The organism is Paenibacillus sp. FSL H8-0168, from assembly GCF_038592955.1.
In the GTDB taxonomy this organism is placed as follows: domain Bacteria; phylum Bacillota; class Bacilli; order Paenibacillales; family Paenibacillaceae; genus Paenibacillus; species Paenibacillus polymyxa_B.
Genome location: NZ_CP151948.1, coordinates 4,341,872 through 4,366,614 on the forward strand (window position 1 = coordinate 4,341,872; position 24,743 = coordinate 4,366,614).

The window sequence follows — 24,743 nt, forward strand, 5'->3', positions numbered from 1 at the left end:
CTTTTTCCAATTGGATGGTAGATACTCTCCATCTTCAGGATTGCAGAACCTTATAAATCATTTGTGCCATATCTGAACCTGCTGCAGGCTTACACATATATTCATCAATGATCAATCTCTCCTTGTATGCCACCACATGATCCTCGACATAACCGGTAATCAGGATGATTTTCATACTTGGATTGATTACCTTGATACGTTCAGCCAATTCCGTACCCGTCAGATAAGGCATAGCCTGATCCGTAATGACCAGATCGTAATGGTTTGGAGACTTTTCAAACCGCTGTAATGCTTCCATGCTGTCTGCTTCTGTCTCAACCTGGAAACCATACAATTCCAGTCCTTTTCTCATCGCTTTCAACACACGCTGTTTATCATCGACCAGAAGGATGCGCTTTTGTTCAGTAAACACAGGGCTCTTATCGATCTCTGTATCTTTGGCTACAAACTCCGTTTTCGGCAGATATACCGTAAAGGTACTACCCTTGCCCAGCTCTGAATCCACGGCAATAAATCCTTGATGTTTTTCGAGAATGCTTTGAACGATATACAATCCAAGCCCCGTACCCTCTCCTGCCGGTTTGGTTGTGAAAAAAGGATCAAAGATTTTCTGCAAGGTTTCGTCACTCATCCCTCTGCCCGTATCGGAAACAGATAAAGTAACGTAATCGCTGACTTCCAGAACGCTCTCCCGGATTTTTTTCACTTCTTTCAGGGGCATGGTATCCAATATAATTTTTAGTTCGCCCCCGGTTGTTTTCATAGCTTGATAGGAATTGTTGCACAGGTTCATAATGATTTGGTGAATCTGTACTTTATTTGCAAAGATAACGGCTGACTCTACCTGTTTTTTGAACACAGCTTTCACGCTGGGCGAGAGAAAGGATTTTATGAGTCCCAGTGCTTCTTCGACCTGCTCTTCTACTTTGACCGGAGCGTTTTTCTTGACCTTCCCACTCTCCAGCCTGCTCAATAGCAGGATTTCCTCGATTATTAATCTTGCTTTCTCGGAAGCATCATAAATCTCACTGACGTAATCATAAATTTCTTCAGTAGGTTCTATACTGCTGAGCATAATTTCTGCATAACCTTTGATAGGAGTCAAAAAATTATTGAAATCATGAGCAATTTCCCCTGATAGCGTACCGATCAACTGCAGCTTTTGCGAGTGCTGCAATTGAAGGTCCTTTTTTCTCAACAGCTCGTTTTTGTTATTCAGTTCCCGCAAATATCTTGTCTCGTATTCCAGAGCCTCTTTATTTTTCTTCGTCTTCATGATGATATAAACGGCACAAGCCAACGTCAGGACGATCATTGAAAAAATCTCAATGGTTTTAGTTCGGTTTTTGGCAATCGGTTCTCTCACATCTTCGTAGTTCATGGCCGCGGCAACCACCCAAAACGAGTCACCGAGATGAACACGGGAAAAGGCCTCAATCTTTTTCGTCTTGGTATAGCATTCGTCCCCCCACCAATACGAATGGTAGAGAGCTGAGCCTTGTTCCTGGGTAAGCTGCATTTTGAACAATTTTTCCAGATCGCCGTAATCAAGCCCCGGGTGTTTGGCCTTCATCGCTGATAGCGATAACCCAATATTTTCTTCGCTTGGGTGCATGAGATAGTGGCCTTGCTGATCCTTGACATGGATATAACCCTTGGTCCCAACGCGAATCGGCTTCAACAGCTTCTCATACACAGCGTTTAGATTTACCACACTGATCAGCGCACCTTGAAATTTCCCATCAAGATAAACAGGCTGAAACAGATGCACAATATAATTGCCTTGCCTCTCCAGCTTGGCCCTTGCGATGAACGTTTTTTTTTCTCGCAGCATCCTTTGAATATCATCCTTGATAAATTCATAGGCTTTAATCGCATCTGTACGATTGCGCTTCGGAAAAGTGTGTACTACTCTTCCTTCCAGGTTCACCTGGCTAATCTGATAGATGCTATCTTTTTTGGCGGTATAATAAGCAGATAGGTTTTCGTCAATCACAGTCTCATTCTTATTGGATATGGCGAGCGACATCTGCTGATTTCCTGCCAATATTTGCAGGGAGTGCATTTGTTCGTCGAAAAAGGACTCAATAGACGTGCTGTTTAACTTGGCAATCGTCAGCAATTGCTGCTGCTGTTGTTCAATTACGGTACGTTCTCCGTCCATATACGAGCCATAGGCCATCCATAGCAGAACTAGAAAAGAAATCGGAAGCACTAGCATAGTGAGAAATGAAAAATGGCTTCGATAATGAAACAGTATCTCTCGTGAAAATCTCATCCTGCTTTACCTTCTCCATCGAGCTAGTAGCCCATCAGTCCCTAGCCCTAGTGCTAGGGCCAGTTCGCTTCCGAGTATATCAGTTATTCACGTTCGTCTACTAAATGGTGTCTCAAGACAACTTCATTGTAATAACAAGATCTTAAAGTACTCTGTAAAATTATTAATTTTTTTTAAGATTTCACCATCTTAGTGTGTAAGGTATCGCAGCAGGAAAATAGCAAGTGTTACCGTTGCTGCTCCCCCGAGACGGGTGGATACCTGGGCAAATGGCATGAGCACCATTCTATCAGCTGCAGAAAGAATCGCAACATCTCCTGTTCCACCTTGGCTGCATCGAGTAGAAGTTATAATTGCGGCTTCAACCGGGTACATTTTCATCCACTTACCAGCAAAATATCCACTCACAACCACAGCTAATACAGTTACTAAAATGGTGATGAAATAAGCAGGGCTAATTACAGAAATCAGTGCCTCCCATGGTGTTTTGGCAACACCTACGGCAAGCAGAAGCGGGTACGTTACAGCGATAACAAAGAAACGTTGCATTTGTTGCGCTCCATCTTCAAGGAATTTTGGCAACCAGCCAAAATATTTTGCCAAAAATGCCGCAAAAAGCATTACGATCGGACCAGGTAGACCAACAAACTCAGCGGCTAAGGTACCTAACATGAAGAACCCGAAAGCTAAAATTGCTCCAGCAGCCATTTGGTAAAGATCAAGCGGTTTTTTGTTTTTATCCTCTGCAAGTTCCAAAACATCGCTATCCCCTGTTTTGAGTAGCGTGCCGTTACCAGTAAGCTCCGGTCTTCTATCTCCCAGTTGTTTCAACAAGCCGGACAAAATAATAGCACACAAGCTACCCAGCATGACCGCAGGAATAACCATAGCAAATTGCTCACCTTGAGTCGAACCTAAAATTTGGCTGTAGCCGATAGAGAGTGGAATTGCACCTTCACCAACGCCTCCAGCCATGATAGGAACAAGAATGTAAAACAAGGTATCATACGCTGGGATTCCCAAAGCCACACCTGTAAGCAATCCGACGCCTGTTCCGACAATAGATCCGACCGCCAAAGGGACTGCCAATCTAACGACCGCTTTGATCATGAGTTCCCGGTTCATGCCAAGGATACTGCCAGCGATAACAATTGCGATGTACACATACAGAAAATTGGTATTATCCATAAAAACAGTAACAGAATCAATGGCTGACTGCGGAAGAAGATGAGCATACACCATGTAAGAAGGAACAAACGTTGCCATAATTGCAGCGCCGCCGATATCCTTTAGAATAGGGATGCGCTTTCCGATTTCCGCCAGAATAAAGCCATATAAGACCATGACAGATACAGCCCCAGGCATATCACTAGCGAGCTTTCCGGTGTTCATCAGCATGTAGACAACAGCCATAAACGGGATGTAAAGGCCTACAGGAATGACCCCTCCAATCTTGTAATTCAACACCTTTTTCCATTTGGACTCTGTTCGTGGCTGTAGCTTAAGTTCTGCGGCTTCTTGTAGATTATTAGTGACCACTTCATCGCCTCCTAGATAATCAATCTGCTTATATCCTCGAATCAATCGCTCGCCCGGGTTTTCACAAGATTTTCAGTAACGCTCTCGCTCATTGGATGATTCGAGATAACTAAATTGTAAAAAGTAAATCTTAAAGTATTCTGAGTAATCCTTAAATGTTTTTAAGAACCCTGTGACAAAAATATGTCAGCGCTTTCAAAGTAAAAAGTCATTATTTGTGTGAGGGTGATGCCACGCTCCAAAGTTATGTATTTCCTTTTATCCTAAAATAGGGATGGTGTTAAAAATCATCACCCATAAAAAAAAGCCCCCCGAACCATCGGCGTGCCTTCAAGAGAGCGTATACAATTAGACAGAAGTATGTAATTAATCTATCTTTCAACGGAAAAACGATATCCGATTCCCCAAACGGTTTTGATATATTTCGGATTCGTAGGATTTTCCTCAATTTTGGTGCGCAGGTGCCTGATATAAACCATAATCGTATTATTATCGACAACCGTATCTTTCCAGATGTTTTGATATAGCTGTTCTTTCGAGAAAACCTGATTGGGGTGTTCCATAAAAAATTTCATGAGTTGTATTTCTTTTGATGACAACGCAATTTCCTGATTATTTTTTTGAAACGTAAAGGTATGATGATTGAATAGAAAAGGTCCCAACGCAATGCGCGGAGCTTGTTGTTTTGATTCCTGAAGCTGGCGATATCTTTTAATCTGGTTCTTTACCTGAGCACAAAGCACAGGAGGACTAAACGGCTTGGTAATATAGGCATCTGCCCCAAGTCCAAGTCCAATGATCTGATCTGTGTCTTCTTTTTTCCCGCTCAGAAAAATGATTGGCGTATGGATGCCCATATTACGTGATTGACCAAGCACATCATAGCCATCAATATCTTCCATCATAATGTCCAAGAGGACGAGATCGAATGGTCCCTCGCTAATCATCCGCATCGCTTCCGTGCCATTTTCAGCCTGAAGTACTACCATCCCATCGGCTTCAAGAACTGTTTTAATCAATTTTCTAACAGCCCTTTCGTCATCAACGACCAATACTCTCGGTTTGCTCATTCTTCTTGACCCATTCCTTTCTAAAAGTCCTCCTACGAAAACCCTTTATATCAATACAAAAACATATCTTTATTATTTATAACCAACATTTTTCAGATATTTGCTATATAAATGAGTTTATTCTCGCTTCTCAATCTCCACCTTTTAGTCTAGCATCATTTTAACTAATCTTATATGTTGTATGTCATACAAGTTAAAAAAACTAAATCCTTGTCTAATATCTTTGTAAACCCTTTTCATTAATATTTTGGAAAAAGATAATTTTATCTCACTTGTTGTTGTGAATGGAACATCTGCTATCTACCCAAGTATGAACCTTGGAGACATCAATGAAGCGGGAGGTTTGAAATCCGAAGAAGCGAAGCGTTCGCCTTTACCTCTAAATCCCCCTTGTTCTCATTACAATCAGAGGAATTCAGAGGCAACAGCGATCGGAGGATCATATCACTCGCGCGTAGCAGTCTCTAAAGCTCCACTTTTTCTCCCATCTCCACAAACTGCTTTTGAGCCAGCTCACGGTACACCTGATGGGACTCTAATAACTCAGTATGAGTTCCTGCACCGGTCACCTTGCCCTTGTCCAACACGATAATCTGATCGGAGTGAACCACTGTAGACAAACGATGAGCAATGACAATTGTCGTGCGTCCTTCCATCAAGTTCGCTAGGGCCTTCTGTACCTCATGCTCAGATGAGCTGTCCAAACTAGATGTAGCCTCATCCAGCATGAGAATGTCAGGGCTACGAAGAAGCGCACGTGCAATAGCGATCCGTTGACGCTGTCCTCCGGACAGCTTCATTCCCCGTTCTCCCACCTCAGTATTGTAGCCTTGAGGTAGATCCATAATAAATGTATCCGCATACGCCATCGTGGCTGCTCGTCTCACTTCTTCCAAGTCAGCTTCGCGCCCCAAGCCATATGTAATGTTATCTCTGACCGTTCCAGTCATCATTGAGCTTTCCTGCGATACATAACCAATTTTGGAGCGCCAGGAGGAAAGTGTATATGACGATATCGGTTCGTCTCCATAACGAATTTCACCTGTATCTGGCACATAAAAGCGTTCCAACAATGAAAACAAGGTGGACTTCCCACTTCCGCTCGGCCCCACGAATGCTGTCGTCCGGTTAGCCGGAATGACCAAGTTCGCATTATGAAGGACCTCTTCCCCTTCGGTATAAGAAAAGGCAACATCACGAAGTATGATATCTCTGCTCTCTTTTGCCGCTTCCTGCTTCAACTCGAGCGGTTCCTCTTCATGATCTAAAATCGTCTGAATCCGTTCAGTAGCCCCAACCACCTTTTGCAGACGTGAATACAGGGTCGTGAATTGTGCCATCGGTGTGATCACCTGAAACAGCAGCAAAATAAAAGCCACCAAATCCCCAGCGGTCAGCACACCCGATGCGACACGAACACCACCAACACCCAATATAATGACCAGCACTGCAGTCAGCAAGAAGGTAGAAATGGGACCTACAAGGGCCAGGATACGTGACTCTTGCAAACCGAAGCGGAACATCCGGTAAATACGATCCTCACCGGCCTGAGCCTCTCTGCTTTCGGTTCCGTAGGCCTTCACCAGTCTGATTTCGCCGATAACCTGACTCAACACTGAGGTCAGATCTGCCATCTCATCCTGCTGTTTTTTGGAGATGCGGTACATTTTTCTGCCTACCGGAAATAAAATCAGGGCTGTTAGCGGAACAATGGCCATAATAATGAGCGTCATCACCCAATCAAGATAAAATAACAATGCAATACCACCAATAATTGCGATCACATTAGAAATCAGATTGACTAGATACTCCGTAATTAAGTTCATAATCAGGCTTGTGTCATTGGTGACGCGACTCATCGTATCTCCTGACCGATTCCGATCAAAGTAAGGGATAGGTAGAGATAAGATTTTATGCCATAAACGTTTGCGCAAATTAGCCACAATCTTATGCCCGGCATAGTTCAACATATAGATAGAAACCGCCGAAGCCACCGCTTGAAGCACAAAAGCGCCAAGCAGACCAACAATGACCATACGGTTTAGTGAAGAAAAGGTCAAGCCATCAATCAACCCTTTGGTCATCATGGGTACGATTAAACCAGCAATGGTCTGAATCAGCGTCAGAACCAGGGCGATGATCAGAATAGCCTTGGGCGGATGCGCACTCGCAATCAATTTGATAAACCGCCCCATGCCAGCCTTATCCGGTCTTTTACCCGGTTTTTCCTTCATCTGGTCCTCCTGCTCATCTTGGTGTGTATGATGTTCTTTTTCCATATACCATCAACCTCGCTTCCTGTCTGACCATTCTTGTTCAAACAACAACACCCGCGCTCTGCGCGGGTATGAACAGTACAATCTATCTTCGAGTTTACTACACCAGAGAATGAAGCACAAAGTTAGCCACAAACAGTACAGAAATGATATATAATGCAACAGGCACTTCCTTGCCCCGTCCTGCTGCCAGCTTGGCTACGGGGTATGCAATAAAACCAAATGCCATCCCGTCTACAATACTGTAAGTAAAGGGCATCATCACCATGATTAGAAATGCAGGAAACGCTTCAGTAAAATCACCGAAATCCATCTCTCGCACATTTTGCACCATTAGACCCCCAATGATGATCAACACGGGCGCAATGGCACTGTCAGGAATATAAGCCAACAGAGGAATAAAGAAAAACGTCGCTCCGAATAAAATAGCAGTTACCAGCGGTGTCATTCCCGAGCGTCCCCCCGCTGCAATGCCAGCCGTCGATTCCGCAGCGGCTACTGCCGGACTGCTACCCAAAATACCGGCAAAGATATTGGTTACAGCCAACACACGCAAGCTGTTTTTAAATAAATCCGGTCTTCCAATCATGTTGGTTTGTGCAGTAATCATACCAATATTCTCGAATAGCACAATGAGTAGGAGCAAAAAGATAGCGATCCAGAAAGCTACCGAGACAATGCCTGAAAAGGAAAGCTCTCCAAACAATTGCCCATACTGTCGTACCGTTTCAGAGGTTCGTACCGTGCTTGTAGGCTCTACAGCTCCCAGTATATAAGCAAGTCCAGTTCCCGCCAAAATGCTAATTAGTAAACCTCCCTGAACGTTACGCACAAACAATATAATAGCGAGCAGCAACGTTACACAAGCCGTAATTACCTTGGGATCATTAAAATGGCCAATAGCCACAAAAGTCGTCTGATGAGCAATCACGATGCCGCTTTTTTGCAATCCGATAAAGGTTAAAAACAATCCAATGCCCACCGTAATTCCGTGCTGCAAATTATGGGGAATCGCTTGGCTAATCAGCTTGTACAATGATGTAAAAGCCACAATGGCGAATAAAATCCCTGTGACGGCAACCACCATCAGCGCTTCCTGCCAGCTCAGCTTCATAGAATGTACGAGCGTATATGTGAAAAAAGCATTAATTCCCATCCCGGGTACAACGACCATTGGAGATTTCCCACCAAAAGCCATAAGCAGGCAGCCGATCATCGATGTCAGCAGCGTCCCGAGCATTGCCCCTTGGAGGGGAATCCCGGCATCTGCCAAAATAGTTGCATTAACCATAACAATGTATACAACGGAAAAATAAGAAATGGCCCCAGCGGCTAATTCCTTTTTCCAATGATGCTCGGGCTTGAAACCGAGACTTCTGGACCATAGTCCATCCTTCATACCAAAACCCTCCAGCAAGTTGTTCAATCTTTTTGCAGTAAGCTGCGCTTTTTCAAAACAAAAAAGAGCTGTAGCAACTGTGACACAAAGGATGTGATGCACAGAACTACAGGTCTTAAAGTGAATACATACTGATGTAAATCTACGAATGCACTGCCATGCTATTTTTGCAACTTACACACCAGCGTGTTCTAACAAATCCTTCACGGCTACACTAACCATGATCAGTCCTGCTACCGGAGGTACAAATGCATTGCTTGCAGGTGGCTGCTTCGCCTTCCGGATTTCAGGTGCGTTTGCAGGTACAATTTTTTTTGTAATTTCTTCACGTGGCTTCATGGGTTCCTCATCGGAGAACACAACTTTGACGCCTTTGGTAATGCCTTCCTTGCGCAACTTGGTGCGGATGACACGGGCAATCGGGTCCATTCTCGTCTGGGAAATATCTGCTACTTGAAACCGACTCGGATCCATTTTATTCGCAGCGCCCATACTGGAGATCATCGGAATCCCACGTTTCAGGCATTCCTTAATCAAATGAATTTTGTATATAATCGTATCCGAAGCATCCAGCACATAATCCAAGTCGTACTTGAACAGCTCCTCATATGTTTCTTCTGTATAAAACATGTTCAGTGCAATCGCTTCACATTCAGGATTAATCAGCTTCACACGCTCTACCATCAGATCAGCCTTTTTTTGACCTACCGTCGTTGTCAACGCATGAATCTGGCGATTAATATTGGTGATATCTACAACATCTTTATCAATCAAAATGATGCGTCCAACACCCGTGCGCGCCAGTGCTTCCACTGCAATCGAACCGACACCGCCAATACCCAGCACGGCCACCGTGCTATTTTTCATAACTTCTAGACCTTCAGTTCCGATGGCCAGTTCCGTTCGTGAAAATTGATGCAACAATATGGTATATCCTCCCTCACTGATTTAAACTCTATGCCTGAACTCCAGCATACAAACCACGAACCCATTATCCATATGAGGGTAACGGGTTCATGGCATTCTATAAGCTATCTCATGCCAATGGATGGCACTTGCTAAGCCAAATGTTCGTCTTAAGCTTTAGGCGCAACAGGCTTCGGAGCAAGACGAATATGAAGCTGATCCAATTGAGCTTGATCCACTTCGGCTGGTGCATCCATAAGCAGGTCTGTCGCGCTGGCTGTTTTCGGGAATGCAATAGTTTCACGCAGATTTGTACGACCTGCAAGCAGCATGACAAGACGGTCAAAACCGAAGGCAATACCACCATGTGGAGGCGTACCATATTCAAATGCATCCAGCAGGTAACCGAATTTATCCTTCACTTCTTCAGGCGGCAGATTGAGCGCTTTGAACATTTTTTCCTGAACTTCACGTTTGAAAATCCGCATCGAGCCACCACCCACTTCGTAGCCGTTCAGCACGATATCATAGGCCTGAGCACGAACTTGACCTGGATCTGTGTCCAAGAGGGCCAGGTCTTCTTCCTTCGGACGAGTGAACGGATGGTGCTCCGCTACATAACGTTTTTGTTCTTCGTCATAGCCGAGAAGCGGGAAGTCTACGACCCAGGCAAATTTGAATTTGTTATCGTCGATGAGCCCCAAATGACGGCCAATTTTCAGACGAAGCGCGCCTAATACATCAGCAACTACTTTTTTATTATCCGCAGAGAACAGCAACAGATCGCCTTCTTCGGCTCCCGTACGCTCTTTCAAGGCTTCGATTTCTTCCGGTGTGAAGAATTTAACGATAGGCCCCTTGAATTCGCCTTCTTTCACTTGAATCCAAGCCAAGCCCTTTGCTCCATAACGCGCTGCAAAAGGACCCAGGTCATCAATGTCCTTACGGCTCCACGTGCCACATCCTTTGGCATTAAGGACTTTAACTTCGCCACCCTTTTCAATTACGGAAGCAAATACTTTCACACCACTGGTTGCCACGATATCATTAACATTTATCAGCTCAAGACCAAAACGCAGGTCAGGCTTGTCAGAACCATACTTGTCCATTGCCTCTGCATGTGTAATCCGTTGGAACGGTGTTTCCAGTTCTACCCCAACTGTTTCTTTGAACAATTTCACCATAAGACGCTCCATCATTGGCAGCAAGTCATCCTGTTGCATAAAGGAGGTCTCAATATCGACCTGCGTAAATTCAGGCTGGCGGTCAGCACGCAAGTCTTCATCACGGAAACAACGTGCAATTTGGTAGTAGCGCTCCAGGCCACCCACCATCAGCAATTGCTTGTACAGTTGTGGCGATTGCGGCAAGGCGAAAAACTCACCCTCATGCACCCGGCTAGGTACCAGATAATCACGTGCGCCCTCTGGGGAGCTTTTCGTCAAAATTGGTGTTTCCACCTCGACGAACTCTTCTCCGTCCAGGAAGTCACGGAATATTTTTGCTGCTTTAGAGCGCAGTTTCAAGGTCTGGTACATTTCCGGACGACGCAGGTCCAAATAACGGTATTTTAAACGCAGAGACTCGTCCACTTCTACACCATTTTCAATGAAGAACGGAGGTGTCTTAGACGCATTCAATACTTCGATTTCAGTGACGCGTACCTCAATTTCACCTGTAGGCAGGTTCGGGTTAATCGTTTCTGCATCACGCTTAACAATAGTACCGGTAACCTCAAGCACGTATTCACTACGGACACGATCCGCAATTTGCAGTGCGTCACCGGAATATGCCGGATTAAACACGATTTGTACAATTCCGCTACGGTCACGAAGGTCTATAAAAAGTACGCCCCCCAAATCACGACGAGTTTGTACCCAACCGTTCAATGTAACTGTTTCTCCGATATGCGCATGAGTCAATGCGCCGCATTGATGACTCCTTTTCATAATACACACTCCTGTTTATGTTTAGTAGTTAATGCTATATGACAGCCAGAGGGAAACTTCCCCTGACTGATGTTACATTATTTTTTATCCTAATTCTTCCACCAGCTGATCCAGCTTAACGGTACGCTGCTCGCCGGTTTCCATGTTTTTCAGTGCAATTTCACCCTGAACCAGCTCATCCTCACCCAGAATCGCAGTATACCTTGCTTTAAAGCGATCGGCTGATTTCATCTGCGCCTTCATTTTACGCCCCAGATAATCTCGTTCTGCGGAAAATCCGGCTTGACGCAACTTGAATAGTTGTTTGGTTACTTCCGTTTCTGCTGCTTCTCCCAACGCTACCATATAGATATCTAACGGCTTGGCTTCGTTCAGTTTGACACCTTGATGCTCCAAGATCAGCTGAATTCGCTCCAGTCCAATGCCAAAACCAATGCCCGGCTGATCCGGTCCTCCCAGATCTCCAACCAATCCGTTGTAGCGGCCGCCTCCACCGATCGTGTCTATGGCACCAATTCCTTCGGCTTTGAATTCGAACGCTGTCAACGTATAATAATCCAGCCCCCGTACCAAGCGAGGGTTAACTGTATATTCCACGCCCATGGCATCCAAATTTTGCTTCACTTTCTCAAAGTGTGTGCGGGATTCCTCGTCCAAGCTATCCAAAATCGAAGGTGCACCTCCAAATTTGTCCTGGTCATCTTTGCTATCCAGCACTCGTAGCGGATTACGCTCAATGCGTGCTTGGCTCTCCTTGGTCAACGTATCCTTAATTGGCATCAAGAAGTCTACCAGATGCTGACGATAAGCTGCCCGGCTGGCTGCATTACCGACGGAGTTAATCTCCACCTGTACTCCTTTCAAGCCCAGTTCACGGCAGAATTGATACCCGAAAGCAATAACTTCTGCATCCAACGCAGGATCGACCGCACCAAATGCTTCAATTCCAAATTGGTGAAACTGGCGCTGACGCCCAGCCTGTGGACGCTCATACCGGAACATCGGGCCGATATAATACAGCTTAGTTACATCCGGCTCCCCGTATAGTTTGTTCTCCACATAGGAGCGGACAACCCCTGCTGTTCCTTCCGGACGCAAAGTCATGCTGCGCTTCCCTTTATCCTCAAAAGTATACATTTCTTTTTCCACCACATCCGTCGTTTCACCCACACCTCGAACGAACAAATTCGTTTGTTCGAACATGGGCGTACGAATCTCTCGGTAATTAAAGCGGCGGCTAATCTCACGGGCTTTTTCCTCGACAACTTGCCATTTTTCTACACTGCCCGGCAGCAAATCCTGTGTTCCCGTCGGTTTTTGAAAGGCCATTAACGTATCCCCCCATCGTTGTATTTCGTATTGTGCACTTTCTTATTGCTCCACTTTCAAATAAAACAAAAAATCCCTCGTCCCTGTTAACATTAACAGGGACGAGGGATTGTCGTTTACAAATCACCCGTGGTACCACCCACATTCCGGAGTTTACCCAGACAACCAGCATAAGAATCACTCATTGCCCGTCAGCATTATACTGACTCCGCTCATACGTATAACGCCCGTAACGCGCAGTACGGCTATTATGCAGGACCATCCACTGTCGGCACAGTTGCAATGTACTTTCAGTAGGGTTTCCTCAATTGTTCGCCGCCTGTTCTCGGGGAGGTCATTCATCCGCTCATCAAGGGAATTTTTACAGCCTGGAAATTCCTCTCTGCGCTTGTGGGTTCGGAGTACTTGGTCCCGTCATCAAATCATTTTTCATTATTTTATGATTTTAATGAACCGCTTCGACAAAGTCAAGACATTCTCCCTATAATCGGACAAATAAGGCTTATAAAAAGAAAAAACCTGCGGAAACGGTCCGCAGGTTCAAAAAGATATATCAAAAGGGGGTCATGCTGTTATTATAAACAACGAATATTAAGGAATGATGTTTCGAATATTACAATTGTATTACAGTCACTCTCTTGTAGCTGAATTTCTCAAGTATCGACAATCTCTTGTGTCGGCTCTCAGCTTTAATCCAACTGCGATACATATCCACGATTGGAACGTAGCTTATAAATGACCTCATCATAATCGGCATCATTCACCTTTGCTGATAATACATACCGTAATTCATCTTGATCACCGTTAATATACACATCTGTCGCACGGAGCAACCCTCCGTCATGATTCGTTGTTCCACCCCGATCTTCATTCAGATCCCTTTGGGCTGAGCCAGAGTTAATCTGGTCTTCCTTCGCATCTGGTAGAATATTCTCGCCATAAGCACCCGCCGCAGGGATTGCCGCACCTGCAGAGCCTCCTGTGCTCACAGAACCTGTATTGTTATAGGGGACCAGCGGAATTAAAACTCTCGTCTCCCGACCGAGCGCATCATCCAAAGCACCTACTTCCAAATGTTCAGTTCTATAAGCTTGAAGCGAGGCTCTGGCACCCTCAGCTTCATCTTCTGTGCGAAAATAAGCCTGAATCTGTTTTGCCATATCAAATCCTCCTCGTTTGGGAATTGTACTGGCATTAATCTAAGGAAATATTCAAATTACAATGCTTTTAATAACTCACGCACAAAGGCAGGCTCATCCTTAGGGGTCCGAGACGTAATAAAGTTACCGTCCACAACCGCCTCTCGATCCTCAAAATGAGCACCCGCATTAATTAAGTCATCTTTCAACGGAGGATAAGCAGTAATCGTCCGGCCTTGTAACAAATCGGCACTCGCCAAAATTTGTGGCCCGTGACAGATAGCGCCAATCGTTTTTTTGGCCTCGTTAATTTCAGTCACAAATTTCAGAACATGTGCATCCAATCGCAGATTTTCCGGGGAGGATCCGCCGGGAATAACAACTGCATCATAGTCACTTGATTTCACATCTGCAATGGCTTTTTCAATAGTGTAGCTTGCTTTACCTTGCTTACCGCTCACTTTCTCACCTTGCTTCAGCCCAACAATATCTGCCTCATGTCCAGCCTTTTTTAATTCATCATAAGGTACCTTCATTTCAGAATCTTCAAATTGGTCAGCTAATAAAAATGCAATTTTACTCATTAATGTTCAGATCTCCTTTCCGGTTATCCTCGAAAAAGTTAAAATTAAGTTTGTTTGTCTACCACGATTTGTTATTACCCGCTTGATCTGTTTTTATAACAATCGCAGCGGCGGAAAAGAAAAAGGAGCCTTTCGGCTCCTGCACTAATTCAATGCTACATATTTTATTTTTGGCCTCTTTGTGCTACTTTCGGGTAGCACCTCATAACGGTACAATTAACCCGATGTTACCTGCGTGGCAAAGCACCGCGTCCCGGCTTGTCGATGGCTGCTGCAACATGCTGTAATAACGTATCAGCATTACGAGTAAGGCTGATTGCCTCCTGCATGCTACCGGGAAAAAGCAGCACAGTGCTTCGAGGCCCGTCCATTTTTGGGGTTTGACGCATAGCTTCGTCTCTCCTGTCACCCTTAGGCTATCCGCCTGGCTAATCACCAATCGGGATGACATTATGGTCCCTCTGAACAGCTATTTTATTCTACTCAGATCACGCCATCAACGCATAGCTACGAACGTTCGGTATCCAAAATCAGTGTCACTGGGCCCCAATTCGTCAATGAAACATCCATCATAGCCCCAAAAATTCCCGTTTCGACCTCCAAGCCCTTGGCTCGAAGCTGACTGTTGAAGAAATCATACAGCTTTTCCGCTTCCTCAGGTTTGGCCGCCCCCATAAAGTTAGGCCTTCTCCCTTTACGGCAGTCACCATACAACGTAAATTGAGAGACAGACAAAATGGCTCCACCGACATCCAGAACGCTGTCATTCATTTTACCTTCAGCATCCTCAAATATACGTAATCCCGCTGTTTTATCCGCCAAATAGACGGCATCGGCTGCAGTATCTCCCTGACCAATACCAACCAGCAGCATTAATCCGGTTCCAATCTTGCCGACCACCTTTTGATTCACCGTTACCTGAGCGTCTTTACAGCGCTGAATAATGATCTTCATCGCCTATCCGATATCTCCTTTAACCTTCCCTTTTAAAAGGTGCTCACAGCCGTATTATGGCTCTTTTAGCAACCCATGGGTCTTTCTACCCAAGATGTGTTACAAAGGCTATAAACCTATCTGTACGCTTAATAAGGTTATTGCATAATCCGATGCACAGTGTATACATCCTTCACCCGTTTGATCCGTTCGACAACAGAATGCAAATGATCCGTGTTGCGAATGAGAATCGTGATGTGAATCATCGCCATTTTATTTTTATCTGTACGACCTGTAACGGCCGAGAAGCTGGTTTTGTTCTCAGAAATGGCCTGAAGCACTTCATTCAGCAAACCGTTGCGATCATGCCCCGTAATCTCAATATCGACACTGTAGTTGACTTCCGCTGCTTCTTCCCACTCTACTTCAATCACACGTGCCTGGTCTTCGCCCGTACCCGAAGGAATATTCGGGCAATCCGTCCGGTGAACGGATACGCCGCGTCCACGTGTTACATAGCCAATGATGTCATCTCCCGGTACGGGATTACAACATCGTGCAAAACGAACGAGTAAATTATCGACGCCTCTGACGCTGACACCGTTGGTCGGTGTTTTTTTCCGTTCGCCCTGCGGCTTGTACTCCTTGACCTCGGTCGTCAATTCGATCAACCGGGCCTCTTCTTGTTCCTTACGCAGCTTCTCTGTCAAACGTGTACAGACCTGCGCTGCGGTTATACCACCAAAGCCAATCGCAGACAGCATATCTTCGGAATCGTTAAAAGAGAACTTCTGTGCCACTTCCTGAAGCTTGTCGTCGCTCATCCACACCGATGGCTCGATATCACGTTTTCTCAGTTCGCGTTCCAGATTTTCGCGGCCTTTTTCAACATTCTCCTCACGCTTTTCTTTCTTGAACCATTGTTTGATTTTACTGCGCGCATGAGAGGACTGAGCAATTTTGAGCCAGTCCTGACTAGGTCCATAAGAGTGCTTGGACGTCATAATTTCGACAATATCACCGGTTTTAAGCCGATAATCCAAAGGTACGATTCTTCCATTTACCTTAGAGCCAATCGTTCGATTGCCAACTTCGGTATGAATACGGAAAGCAAAGTCCAGCGGAACGGATCCGGCCGGCAACTCAATGACCTCTCCCTTAGGAGTAAACACAAACACAAGGTCTGAGAAAAAGTCCATTTTGAGCGATTCCACAAATTCCGACGCATCCTTCGCTTCATTTTGCAGCTCCAGAATTTCTCGAAAAAAGGTGATTTTATCCTCAAAGTTAGTGTTGTTTGCTCCGTTGCCTTCTTTATAGGCCCAATGGGCCGCAATCCCGAATTCAGCGGTACGGTGCATATCCACTGTGCGAATTTGTACCTCGGTAGGCTCCCCGTTGGGACCTACTACTGTCGTATGAAGGGACTGATACATATTGGCCTTAGGCATAGCGATATAATCCTTAAACCGCCCCGGCATCGGCTTCCACAATGTATGGATAATCCCCAGTGTGGCGTAACAGTCTTTAATGTTATCCACAATAATTCGAATCGCCAGCAAATCATATATTTCATTGAATTGCTTGTTCTTCGTCGTCATTTTTTTAAACACACTGTAAATATGTTTAGGGCGTCCGGACAGATCAGCCTGAATGCCCATCTCTTCCAGCTTTTCTCTGATACGCTGTATGACATTATCAATAAACTGCTCCCGCTCTGCCCGCTTTTTATGCATCAAATTAGCGATGCGATAATACTGCTGAGGATTCAGATAGCGTAAAGCAATATCTTCCATTTCCCATTTAATGGCCGAAATACCCAGTCGGTTTGCAACCGGACAGAAAATCTCTAACGTTTCATAAGCAATCCGACGCTGGCTTTCCTCTGACTGATATTTCAAAGTACGCATGTTATGCAGACGATCTGCTAACTTAATGACGATGACACGAATGTCCTGCGCCATAGCAATAAACATTTTTCGATAATTTTCGTTCTGTTGTTCTTCCTTGGAACGGAACTGAATACGCTCCAGCTTCGTCAGACCATCGACAAGCATCGCACATGTATCGCCAAAATGCTCGCGAATCTGCGCCAAAGACACCGTCGTATCCTCCACAACGTCATGTAAAAGAGCGGCGATAATGGAGATGGTATCCATCTGCATATTAACGACGATATCAGCAACCGCAAGCGGATGCAGAATATAAGGTTCACCGGACTTACGAGTCTGGCCGGAATGGGCCTGCTCGGCAAAATCATAGGCGTCCCTGATGCGGATAAGATCTGCTTCTCTGGTATAGGCCCCGGCCTTTTTAAGTAATTGCTCTATCCCCATTCTGCTCTATTCCGTGTCCTTTCTATGCAAAATGGAACCCGCCGATCAATGTCGCGCAAAGGTTCCCTTTTAAAAGTGATTTCCTACAATTATGACGGTTAGCACGTCACACGTCAACTATTACAGGTTTGGCATTGTCGCATTATTCTGTCACACATGGTAAGTAAAATCAGGATTGTTGACGAAATGAAACGAATTATATTGAAAAAATTACGAAAAGTAATTAATGTATATAAGAATAATTGAAAGAACTAAGGAGTGAACTGCGTTGCAACGCGAAATTCAAGTTAATGAAAAGCTTCCGGCAGGACCTGGGTTCCTGCTCAGCGTACAGCATTTGTTTGCCATGTTTGGCAGCACTGTGCTGGTGCCGAATATTTTCGGCGTCGATCCCGGCATGATTTTGCTAATGAACGGTATTGGCACATTGTTGTACATATGGATCTGCCGCGGCAAAATTCCCGCCTATCTCGGCTCCAGCTTCGCTTTTATCGCTCCCGTCAGTCTTGTGCTTAAAAACAATCCCGGCGGCAACGGCTATGCTATGGCCCTCGGTGCTTTCATCGTTACAGGTATTATTTTCTGCCTCGTCGCACTGGTGATCAAATATGCCGGAACCCGTTGGCTGGACGTCGTTTTTCCTCCAGCTGTTATGGGCTCCATCGTAGCCTTAATCGGTCTGGAACTGGTTCCGGTTGCAGCAGGCATGGCAGGCATTATCAATGCCGATCCTACTAAGGCCTGGACTCCAGATCCCAAAACGATTACTCTTTCGCTCGTTACACTCGGGGTCACTGTTCTGGGTGCGGTATTGTTTCGCGGGTTTGCCAAAATCATTCATATTCTGATTGGTATCGTAGTGGGCTATGTACTTGCTTATTTTATGGGCATGGTCAATACACAAGCCATTGCAGACGCTCCTTTTTTCGGACATCCTGCAATTACCACTCCAGTTTTTAATACCTCTGCTATGCTGACGATTCTTCCTGTTGCTCTGGTCGTCATCGTAGAGCATATTGGTCACTTGCTTGTGACTAGCAACATTGTCGGGCGCGAACTGTCCAAAGATCCTGGTCTCCATCGCTCTCTGCTAGGTAACGGTATTTCCACCGTCATTTCCGGTTTTGTGGGTTCTACACCTAATACGACTTATGGTGAAAATATTGGTGTCATGGCATTAACTAAAGTGTACTCTGTATGGGTCATTGGCGGAGCGGCTGTCATTGCCATCCTATTGTCCTTCTCAGGCACGTTCTCAGCGATTGTTTCTAATATTCCAGCTCCAGTTATGGGTGGCGTATCCTTACTATTATTCGGTGTCATCGCTGCCTCCGGTCTAAGAATCTTCGTTGAGCAAAAGGTTGATTTCGCCAAGCCAACCAACATGCTGCTTGCGACCATCGTGCTTGTTGTCGGAATCAGCGGTACTACGCTCACTTGGGGCGCTGTAACCTTGAAAGGTATGGCATTGGCTACAATCATCGGCATCATCCTCAGCTTGTTCTTTAAGCTGATTGACGTGCTCGGCTGGTCCAACGATAAATCGCAGGAACCTTTAACCGAGAAAACACCAGATTGATGTCTTTTTTTCAACTTTAAAACGCCGCTCCATGTAAGTTATGGGTCAACACGCTCAGAATGTATAGACAAGCGTGTAAAGATCCATATCTCATGGAGCGGCGTTTTTTTATGCACGGCCTTTTTTTCTAAAGATATCACACACGAAAGCGAGATACGACCTGATTAAGCGTATCAGAAACACCTGTAAGCGTCTTGACAGAGCTGTCCATACCTTCCAGATCCTTAAGTTGCCGTTCGGATCGTTCCGCGGCTTGCCCTGTACGTTTAGCTGAAGCTTTCGCAATGTCTGCAAGATATCCAATAGAGGCTGCAACTTCCTCTGAACCTGCCGACATTTCTTCTGAGGCAGATGAAACCTCCTGCACTTCTATCGCCACCTGCTGAATATCTTGATTCATCGCAATAAAACGTTCTTCCACCTCAAGCAAAATAGATACTCCTTCATCCATCTCCAGAGCACCCTGCTGCATTCCTTCCAAAGCTAATTTGGTTTCTTCCTGCATGGATCGGATTCGACTCGTAATTTGTTCCGCAGACTCGCTCACGTTTACAGCCAGCTTGCCGATTTCTGAAGCCACCACAGCGAACCCTCGGCCATGCTCCCCTGCACGTGCGGCTTCAATGGAAGCATTCAGTGATAGCAACTTGGTCTGCCCACTAATTTCCTGAATCATTCCAATTATGCTGCCAATTTGGACGGACCGCTCATTCAATGAGCTTACTACCCTGCCTGCCTCATCCATAGACATTTTCGCTTTATGCATTCCTTGGTTGACCACGGTCAACCGTTCATTTCCTTGTTGTGCCTTATGTTCAATCTCAGTGGTAGCCTCGGATACATGCTGGATAGATTCAGCAATACGCTGTATGCCAACTGCCATCTCCTCCATCGCTGTCGCACTCTCGGCTGCGGCAGCCAACTGAAGCTCGGCCCCTTCCTTCACCTTAGCCAGTTCTCCTGCATTGTGCTGGGCATCTTTAGTCGTCCCAGAAATCTCTTGGGAAATTTTTATAGATACGCCTGAGATAACATCTAACTCTTCGCTCAAACGTGATGCCATTCCTCTGGTTGCCGCAATCACCTTATTGATCCCGTCAGCCATTTGGCCAAATTCATCCTTACGTTGATGTGTTAGTTCAAGGTTATAATCCCCAAGAGCCATACGATTGGTTATCTGCATAATTTTTTTAATCTCTTTGATCATACCTGAATTGTTAAGTAATAACGCTCCCATAATTAGCAAGATGCCTATAACACTAACAATAAGAAGAAGTTTAAGCATTTCGTTCGCAGAGCGGTTCAAATCGGATTCTGGCAGTAATACGCCGATTTTCCATCCGGTTTGCGGGAGTGTTTCGTACATTATCCGGTAGTCCTCACTATCAATGGGTACGGATAGTTGTCCGGACGTACCAATTTGAATAGATTGTGCTGCTTCCGCATTCATCGTGTTTGTTAACGGCTCGCCTGCTTTTAAGGACGGAAGACCGGATGACAAAATGGCTCCATTCTTATCCATCAAGATCGCACTACCGTTAGCACCAAACTTCATTTTTTCAATAAACGTTTGAATGTTTGTCATGTTCAGGTCGCCAGTAATGACACCTAACAGCTTCCCTTCCCTATCATAAAATGCTTTCCCTGCAGTAATCATATTGATTTTCAGTCTGCTATCGTAAAAAGGCTCCGTAAAATTTATATCCTTACCACGTTCCACGGCTTCTGTATACCATGGCTGTGTTAAGTAGTCATATTGTGGATCATCATATTCAATCGTTTGCTTCACTAGCTGGCCATCTCTATGCACATATATGGAACGGTAAGTCACTCCCGGATCATACGCACCTTTAGCAAAATAAATGCCCAACCCGTATGACATATCATTTAAAGCCAGCTCTTGTTCAAAATAACGTCCATAACCCTCAATGTTCATTCCTGCTCCCAGTTGTTCCGCGCTCTTAGTCAGCATCGAAACAAGTAAAGCATGACGATCTACGTTAGCTGCAATATCCGCTTTAACCCTCGACAAGGAATGAGCAGCATTTTGGCTTATTTCCGTATCCAGCTTCTGCTTGGCAAAAAAATAAGACAAAAAGCTGATTAAAATCAGCGTTATAAGTACAAGCGGAATCAAGGTAGAAAATGTCCGTGCCTGTAAACTCTTAAATCGAAATAAACCCAATATAACCACCCCTGTTCCCTTTTAACTATTTATCGACAGTTATTTTTAGATTTTTTATTACTATTTCCAATAAAATGCATGGTAGTTTGAACCAATTAAACAAAGCCCAAACTTAAAACACTGCTAAACAAAATAGTCCGATGGAGCAACTCTTTAGATAAAGAGATGTTCCATCGGACTATTTAGGCGATCCGTTCATAATTATTTCCCGGGAAACCCAGGTTTCGAAATACTTAATACGTAATCAGAGTGAATACATCTACATCAGGCAGTTTCGCCCGACCGTTTAGATCAGACAGCTCGATAAGAAAAGCAGCCCCTGCCACATTGCCACCAAGCTGGCGTACCAAGTTCACGGATGTAGCAATAGTTCCACCTGTAGCAAGCAGGTCATCAGCAATCAGAACATTTTGGCCTGGCTCTATAGCATCCTTATGCATCGCCAGTGTATCTTTACCATACTCCAAACCGTATGCTTCCTCAATGGTTTCCCCAGGGAGCTTGCCACTTTTACGGATGGGAATAAAACCAACACCAAGCGCATAAGCCAAAGGAGCACCAACAACGAACCCACGTGCTTCTGGCCCTGCAATCAAATCAATTTTCAAATCCGATACCAGTTCCTTCATATCGTTGATAGCCTTGCGGTACAGTTCACCATTTTTCATCAGGGTCGTAATGTCCTTAAAACTAATCCCTGGTTGTGGAAAATCGGAAATCACCCGAATATATTCTTTGTAGTCCAACTTAGTTCCTCCTACTGTAACTTCAAATTAGTATATACATTTTACAACATAAATTGCGAAATAGTATCTCAAGACGCACCCTTCATAAGCGACATAATCCAGCTCGTCATCTGGGTAGTGTCCGCATCCAGCAAATACTTCTCCATTTCAGCCATATTATACAATTCCTGATAGCGTGGAGAAGCGGTTAAATCCCGCTTAGGCGGATTGGATACAAAACGGAATTGACCATCTGTACGCGTCATAAACTCAAGCTCTTCGAAGATGTCCAATACTTTGGATAACATGCGTACTGAACAGGAACACTGTCGGCTAAGAGCAGGCAGCATTGCCTTTTCATCAATAGGCTGTGTTCCCATTCGGGAAAGCACAACGTAAATGCGCTTGAACAGCTCTCTGTCGGGGCTTACGAGTCGACCGCCACGCTCACTGACCGAATGAAGGAGAAATACGTTCTCTACATTCTCAAAGGTAGACCATAATGCCTGAAACTGATCCGGTGTATCCGGCGGCTCCAGTACGAACAGCGACTTTACAGAGTGCTGTGCACCTCTTTGACCATCACTGGGAATAACACTGCCATCTTTATCGTATAACCAAAAGGATTCAGCATCCACGGAGCTCGATGGACGAAGCCTGGATGACGGATGAATCAACACCGCAACGTCTTTCTTTCTTTCCTCAATACGTGGATGAAAAATCTTCAGTCCCCGCTCTAATTCGGCAAAAGGGTCCGACACTCCACGATAATCAAAAATTTGTGGCGCCTGCACTCGAATGTCCTGCATCATTAGCTGAAGAGACCTTTTACCGTTCCATTCGTTAATTGACAATTCACCCAGCAGATCTATCTCCGTTTGTTGCTGTAAAAAATCAGCCAAATCGCCACGACGGAAGGCAATCGCGTCCAGCGATAAACCGTTCTGCTCCAGCAGGAGCTTCACATGATTTTTCTCACGTCCCATTTTACGAGCCTCGCGCAATTGCAGACCCTGTAATACGAATCGTGGAGAAGGATTCCCCATACCAAAAGGCTGAAGCAATTCCAGTTCTTCAACCACTTGCAAAGATACCTCGTCCAAACGACAGACCATATCAGCTTCAGCTACAGGAATGAGATCTTCTGGTGTCAGAATGGAACCCGCATAGCGGTTCAGCTGTTCTTCAAACAATTTCAGATTGTCACGGCACAGCGTCATACCCGCAGCCGAAGGATGACCACCAAAATGCTCCATAAGCTCATGGCTGTCCGTAAGAGCACTGTAGATATCCAATGCAGGAATAGACCGGGCAGAACCTTTGCACGTGCCTGTCTCAGCATCTATACCAAGAATAATGGTCGGTCGATAATAGCGATCCAGTAGCTTGGATGCCACAATTCCGACAACGCCGACATTCCAGCCTTCACCAGCCAACACAATAACTGACGGTAGCTTGCCTCCATTCAGTTTGGATGCTAATTGTTGCTCGGCTTGCTCCACAATACGTTCGACCACCTGTTGACGCTCACGATTGAGCAGATCCAGCGCATGCGCAAGTTGGTCTGCTTCTTCCTCTTTTTCTGTCGTCAGCAGAGAAACTGCTCGTCCCGCATGATCCAGGCGCCCGCTGGCATTAATCCGCGGAGCCAATGCAAATGCGATGTTGACTGAAGTCACTGTAGATATATCCACGCCCGCTACATGGAGCAACGCACGGATACCCGGAAATGCAGAGTTTCTCATGGATTGAATGCCTCTGCGTACCATCGTCCGATTTTCACCATGTAGTGGCATCAGATCGGCTACCGTGCCGATAGCGGCGATTTCAAACCATTCCTCTGGCACCTCACCCAACAGCGCCTGAGCGAGCTTCAGGGCAACACCAACACCTGCAAGACCTTTAAATGGGTATGGGCAACCAGGTAGCTTTGGATTAATCAAAGTATATGCCTCGGGAAGTACAGCAGGCGGCTCATGATGATCCGTCACAATAACATCTATCCCCAAGGAAGTTGCATAAGCAATTTGCTCGACTGCACTAATTCCCGTATCTACCGTAATGACCAGTGTAACTCCCTGCTGATGAGCCCAATCAAGGGCATGGTTATGCAGACCATATCCCTCATTAGAACGATGGGGAATATAAATATCATAAGAAGCCTTCAGAAAACGCATGAGCTGAATCATCAATGATGTACTGGACACGCCGTCCGCATCATAATCGCCATAGATTAATATATGCTCGCCACGTTCCAAAGCCTGGCGAATTCTCGGTACGGCCTCTTTCATACCAAGAAGCAGATAAGGGTCGTGTACATCGTCCACACTTCCGTACAAAAAGCGGTTTGCTTCCCCGGCGGTAGTGACGCCCCGGTTCACTAAAAGCCGGGACAACAATGGTGAAATCCCCAGCTCTTCTGTCAACAGCTGAGCCGCTTCCAGGTTAGCCTCTGGGGTCTTCCATCTGTACTGCGAATGAAGCAATCCTGTTCACCTTTCTTTCATAGTCGTCCT

17 protein-coding genes are annotated in these 24,743 nt (G+C 45.3%); 1 reads left to right on the forward strand and 16 read right to left on the reverse strand.

All coding sequences use genetic code 11. The features are described 5' to 3' along the window. Positions 1–34 precede the first annotated feature (34 nt). The 13 genes from MHI21_RS19115 to MHI21_RS19175 all read right to left on the reverse strand — a co-directional run bounded on the left by MHI21_RS19115 (position 35) and on the right by MHI21_RS19175 (position 17,738). Complete coding sequence (locus tag MHI21_RS19115; protein WP_341163314.1) at positions 35–2,278, reverse strand: ATP-binding protein; 2,244 nt, start codon at positions 2,276–2,278, stop codon at positions 35–37. A 189-nt stretch (positions 2,279–2,467) separates the two neighbouring features. Then, positions 2,468–3,817 (reverse strand): 2-hydroxycarboxylate transporter family protein, encoded by a 1,350-nt coding sequence (locus MHI21_RS19120; RefSeq protein ID WP_341163313.1) that lies wholly within the window; start codon positions 3,815–3,817, stop codon positions 2,468–2,470. Between the two features lie 371 nt (positions 3,818–4,188). Beyond that, the gene (locus MHI21_RS19125) at positions 4,189–4,887 is read right to left on the reverse strand and encodes a response regulator transcription factor (protein ID WP_341163312.1); all 699 of its coding nucleotides are present in this window, start codon (positions 4,885–4,887) and stop codon (positions 4,189–4,191) included. A gap of 464 nt (positions 4,888–5,351) precedes the next feature. Continuing rightward, complete coding sequence (locus MHI21_RS19130; RefSeq protein ID WP_341163311.1) at positions 5,352–7,166, reverse strand: ABC transporter ATP-binding protein; 1,815 nt, start codon at positions 7,164–7,166, stop codon at positions 5,352–5,354. A gap of 97 nt (positions 7,167–7,263) precedes the next feature. Continuing rightward, positions 7,264–8,562 carry an NCS2 family permease gene (locus MHI21_RS19135; protein ID WP_342418746.1) on the reverse strand — a complete coding sequence of 433 codons (1,299 nt, stop codon included), beginning with the start codon at positions 8,560–8,562 and terminating at the stop codon, positions 7,264–7,266. Positions 8,563–8,736: 174 nt separating this feature from the next. Beyond that, the gene (locus tag MHI21_RS19140; protein ID WP_025720213.1) at positions 8,737–9,486 is read right to left on the reverse strand and encodes a tRNA threonylcarbamoyladenosine dehydratase; all 750 of its coding nucleotides are present in this window, start codon (positions 9,484–9,486) and stop codon (positions 8,737–8,739) included. A 152-nt stretch (positions 9,487–9,638) separates the two neighbouring features. Continuing rightward, positions 9,639–11,417, reverse strand: coding sequence for an aspartate--tRNA ligase (gene aspS, locus MHI21_RS19145; RefSeq protein ID WP_061829369.1), 1,779 nt, complete (start codon positions 11,415–11,417; stop codon positions 9,639–9,641). 84 nt (positions 11,418–11,501) lie between these two features. Further along, on the reverse strand, positions 11,502–12,746 hold the full coding sequence (gene hisS / locus MHI21_RS19150; protein ID WP_023989920.1) for a histidine--tRNA ligase: 1,245 nt from the start codon (positions 12,744–12,746) through the stop codon (positions 11,502–11,504). Positions 12,747–13,435: 689 nt separating this feature from the next. Further along, positions 13,436–13,906, reverse strand: a complete 471-nt coding sequence (locus MHI21_RS19155; RefSeq protein ID WP_165178727.1) for a hypothetical protein — start codon at positions 13,904–13,906, stop codon at positions 13,436–13,438. Positions 13,907–13,962: 56 nt separating this feature from the next. Continuing rightward, entirely contained in the window at positions 13,963–14,469 is a 507-nt protein-coding gene (locus tag MHI21_RS19160) for a type 1 glutamine amidotransferase domain-containing protein (protein ID WP_103049309.1), read from the reverse strand. A gap of 227 nt (positions 14,470–14,696) precedes the next feature. Beyond that, a complete protein-coding gene (locus tag MHI21_RS19165; protein WP_165178728.1) occupies positions 14,697–14,858 on the reverse strand; it encodes a hypothetical protein in 162 nt (53 codons plus the stop codon). Positions 14,859–14,976: 118 nt separating this feature from the next. Further along, entirely contained in the window at positions 14,977–15,423 is a 447-nt protein-coding gene (gene dtd, locus MHI21_RS19170) for a D-aminoacyl-tRNA deacylase (protein WP_023989923.1), read from the reverse strand. A gap of 137 nt (positions 15,424–15,560) precedes the next feature. Beyond that, on the reverse strand, positions 15,561–17,738 hold the full coding sequence (locus tag MHI21_RS19175; RefSeq protein WP_025720225.1) for a bifunctional (p)ppGpp synthetase/guanosine-3',5'-bis(diphosphate) 3'-pyrophosphohydrolase: 2,178 nt from the start codon (positions 17,736–17,738) through the stop codon (positions 15,561–15,563). 268 nt (positions 17,739–18,006) lie between these two features. Here MHI21_RS19175 and uraA point away from each other — a divergent pair, with 268 nt between their 5' ends. Continuing rightward, positions 18,007–19,317, forward strand: a complete 1,311-nt coding sequence (gene uraA, locus MHI21_RS19180; protein WP_061829372.1) for a uracil permease — start codon at positions 18,007–18,009, stop codon at positions 19,315–19,317. Positions 19,318–19,453: 136 nt separating this feature from the next. Here the strand turns inward: uraA and MHI21_RS19185 are convergent, their stop codons facing one another. From MHI21_RS19185 to recJ, 3 genes are all read right to left on the reverse strand, one after another. Beyond that, positions 19,454–21,511 (reverse strand): methyl-accepting chemotaxis protein, encoded by a 2,058-nt coding sequence (locus tag MHI21_RS19185; protein ID WP_342418747.1) that lies wholly within the window; start codon positions 21,509–21,511, stop codon positions 19,454–19,456. A gap of 224 nt (positions 21,512–21,735) precedes the next feature. After that, complete coding sequence (locus tag MHI21_RS19190; RefSeq protein WP_023989926.1) at positions 21,736–22,248, reverse strand: adenine phosphoribosyltransferase; 513 nt, start codon at positions 22,246–22,248, stop codon at positions 21,736–21,738. Between the two features lie 68 nt (positions 22,249–22,316). Then, a complete protein-coding gene (gene recJ, locus MHI21_RS19195; RefSeq protein WP_341163308.1) occupies positions 22,317–24,713 on the reverse strand; it encodes a single-stranded-DNA-specific exonuclease RecJ in 2,397 nt (798 codons plus the stop codon). Positions 24,714–24,743 lie beyond the last annotated feature (30 nt).

Coding starts and splice junctions, on each gene's coding strand:
- MHI21_RS19175 (WP_025720225.1), bottom strand. CDS start 17,738: ATGGGGATAGAGCAATTACTTAAAAAGGCCGGGGCCTATACCAGAGAA.
- MHI21_RS19135 (WP_342418746.1), bottom strand. CDS start 8,562: ATGAAGGATGGACTATGGTCCAGAAGTCTCGGTTTCAAGCCCGAGCAT.
- MHI21_RS19115 (WP_341163314.1), bottom strand. CDS start 2,278: ATGAGATTTTCACGAGAGATACTGTTTCATTATCGAAGCCATTTTTCA.
- dtd (WP_023989923.1), bottom strand. CDS start 15,423: ATGAAGATCATTATTCAGCGCTGTAAAGACGCTCAGGTAACGGTGAAT.
- MHI21_RS19165 (WP_165178728.1), bottom strand. CDS start 14,858: ATGCGTCAAACCCCAAAAATGGACGGGCCTCGAAGCACTGTGCTGCTT.
- MHI21_RS19130 (WP_341163311.1), bottom strand. CDS start 7,166: ATGGAAAAAGAACATCATACACACCAAGATGAGCAGGAGGACCAGATG.
- aspS (WP_061829369.1), bottom strand. CDS start 11,417: ATGAAAAGGAGTCATCAATGCGGCGCATTGACTCATGCGCATATCGGA.
- MHI21_RS19155 (WP_165178727.1), bottom strand. CDS start 13,906: ATGGCAAAACAGATTCAGGCTTATTTTCGCACAGAAGATGAAGCTGAG.
- MHI21_RS19125 (WP_341163312.1), bottom strand. CDS start 4,887: ATGAGCAAACCGAGAGTATTGGTCGTTGATGACGAAAGGGCTGTTAGA.
- MHI21_RS19160 (WP_103049309.1), bottom strand. CDS start 14,469: ATGAGTAAAATTGCATTTTTATTAGCTGACCAATTTGAAGATTCTGAA.
- hisS (WP_023989920.1), bottom strand. CDS start 12,746: ATGGCCTTTCAAAAACCGACGGGAACACAGGATTTGCTGCCGGGCAGT.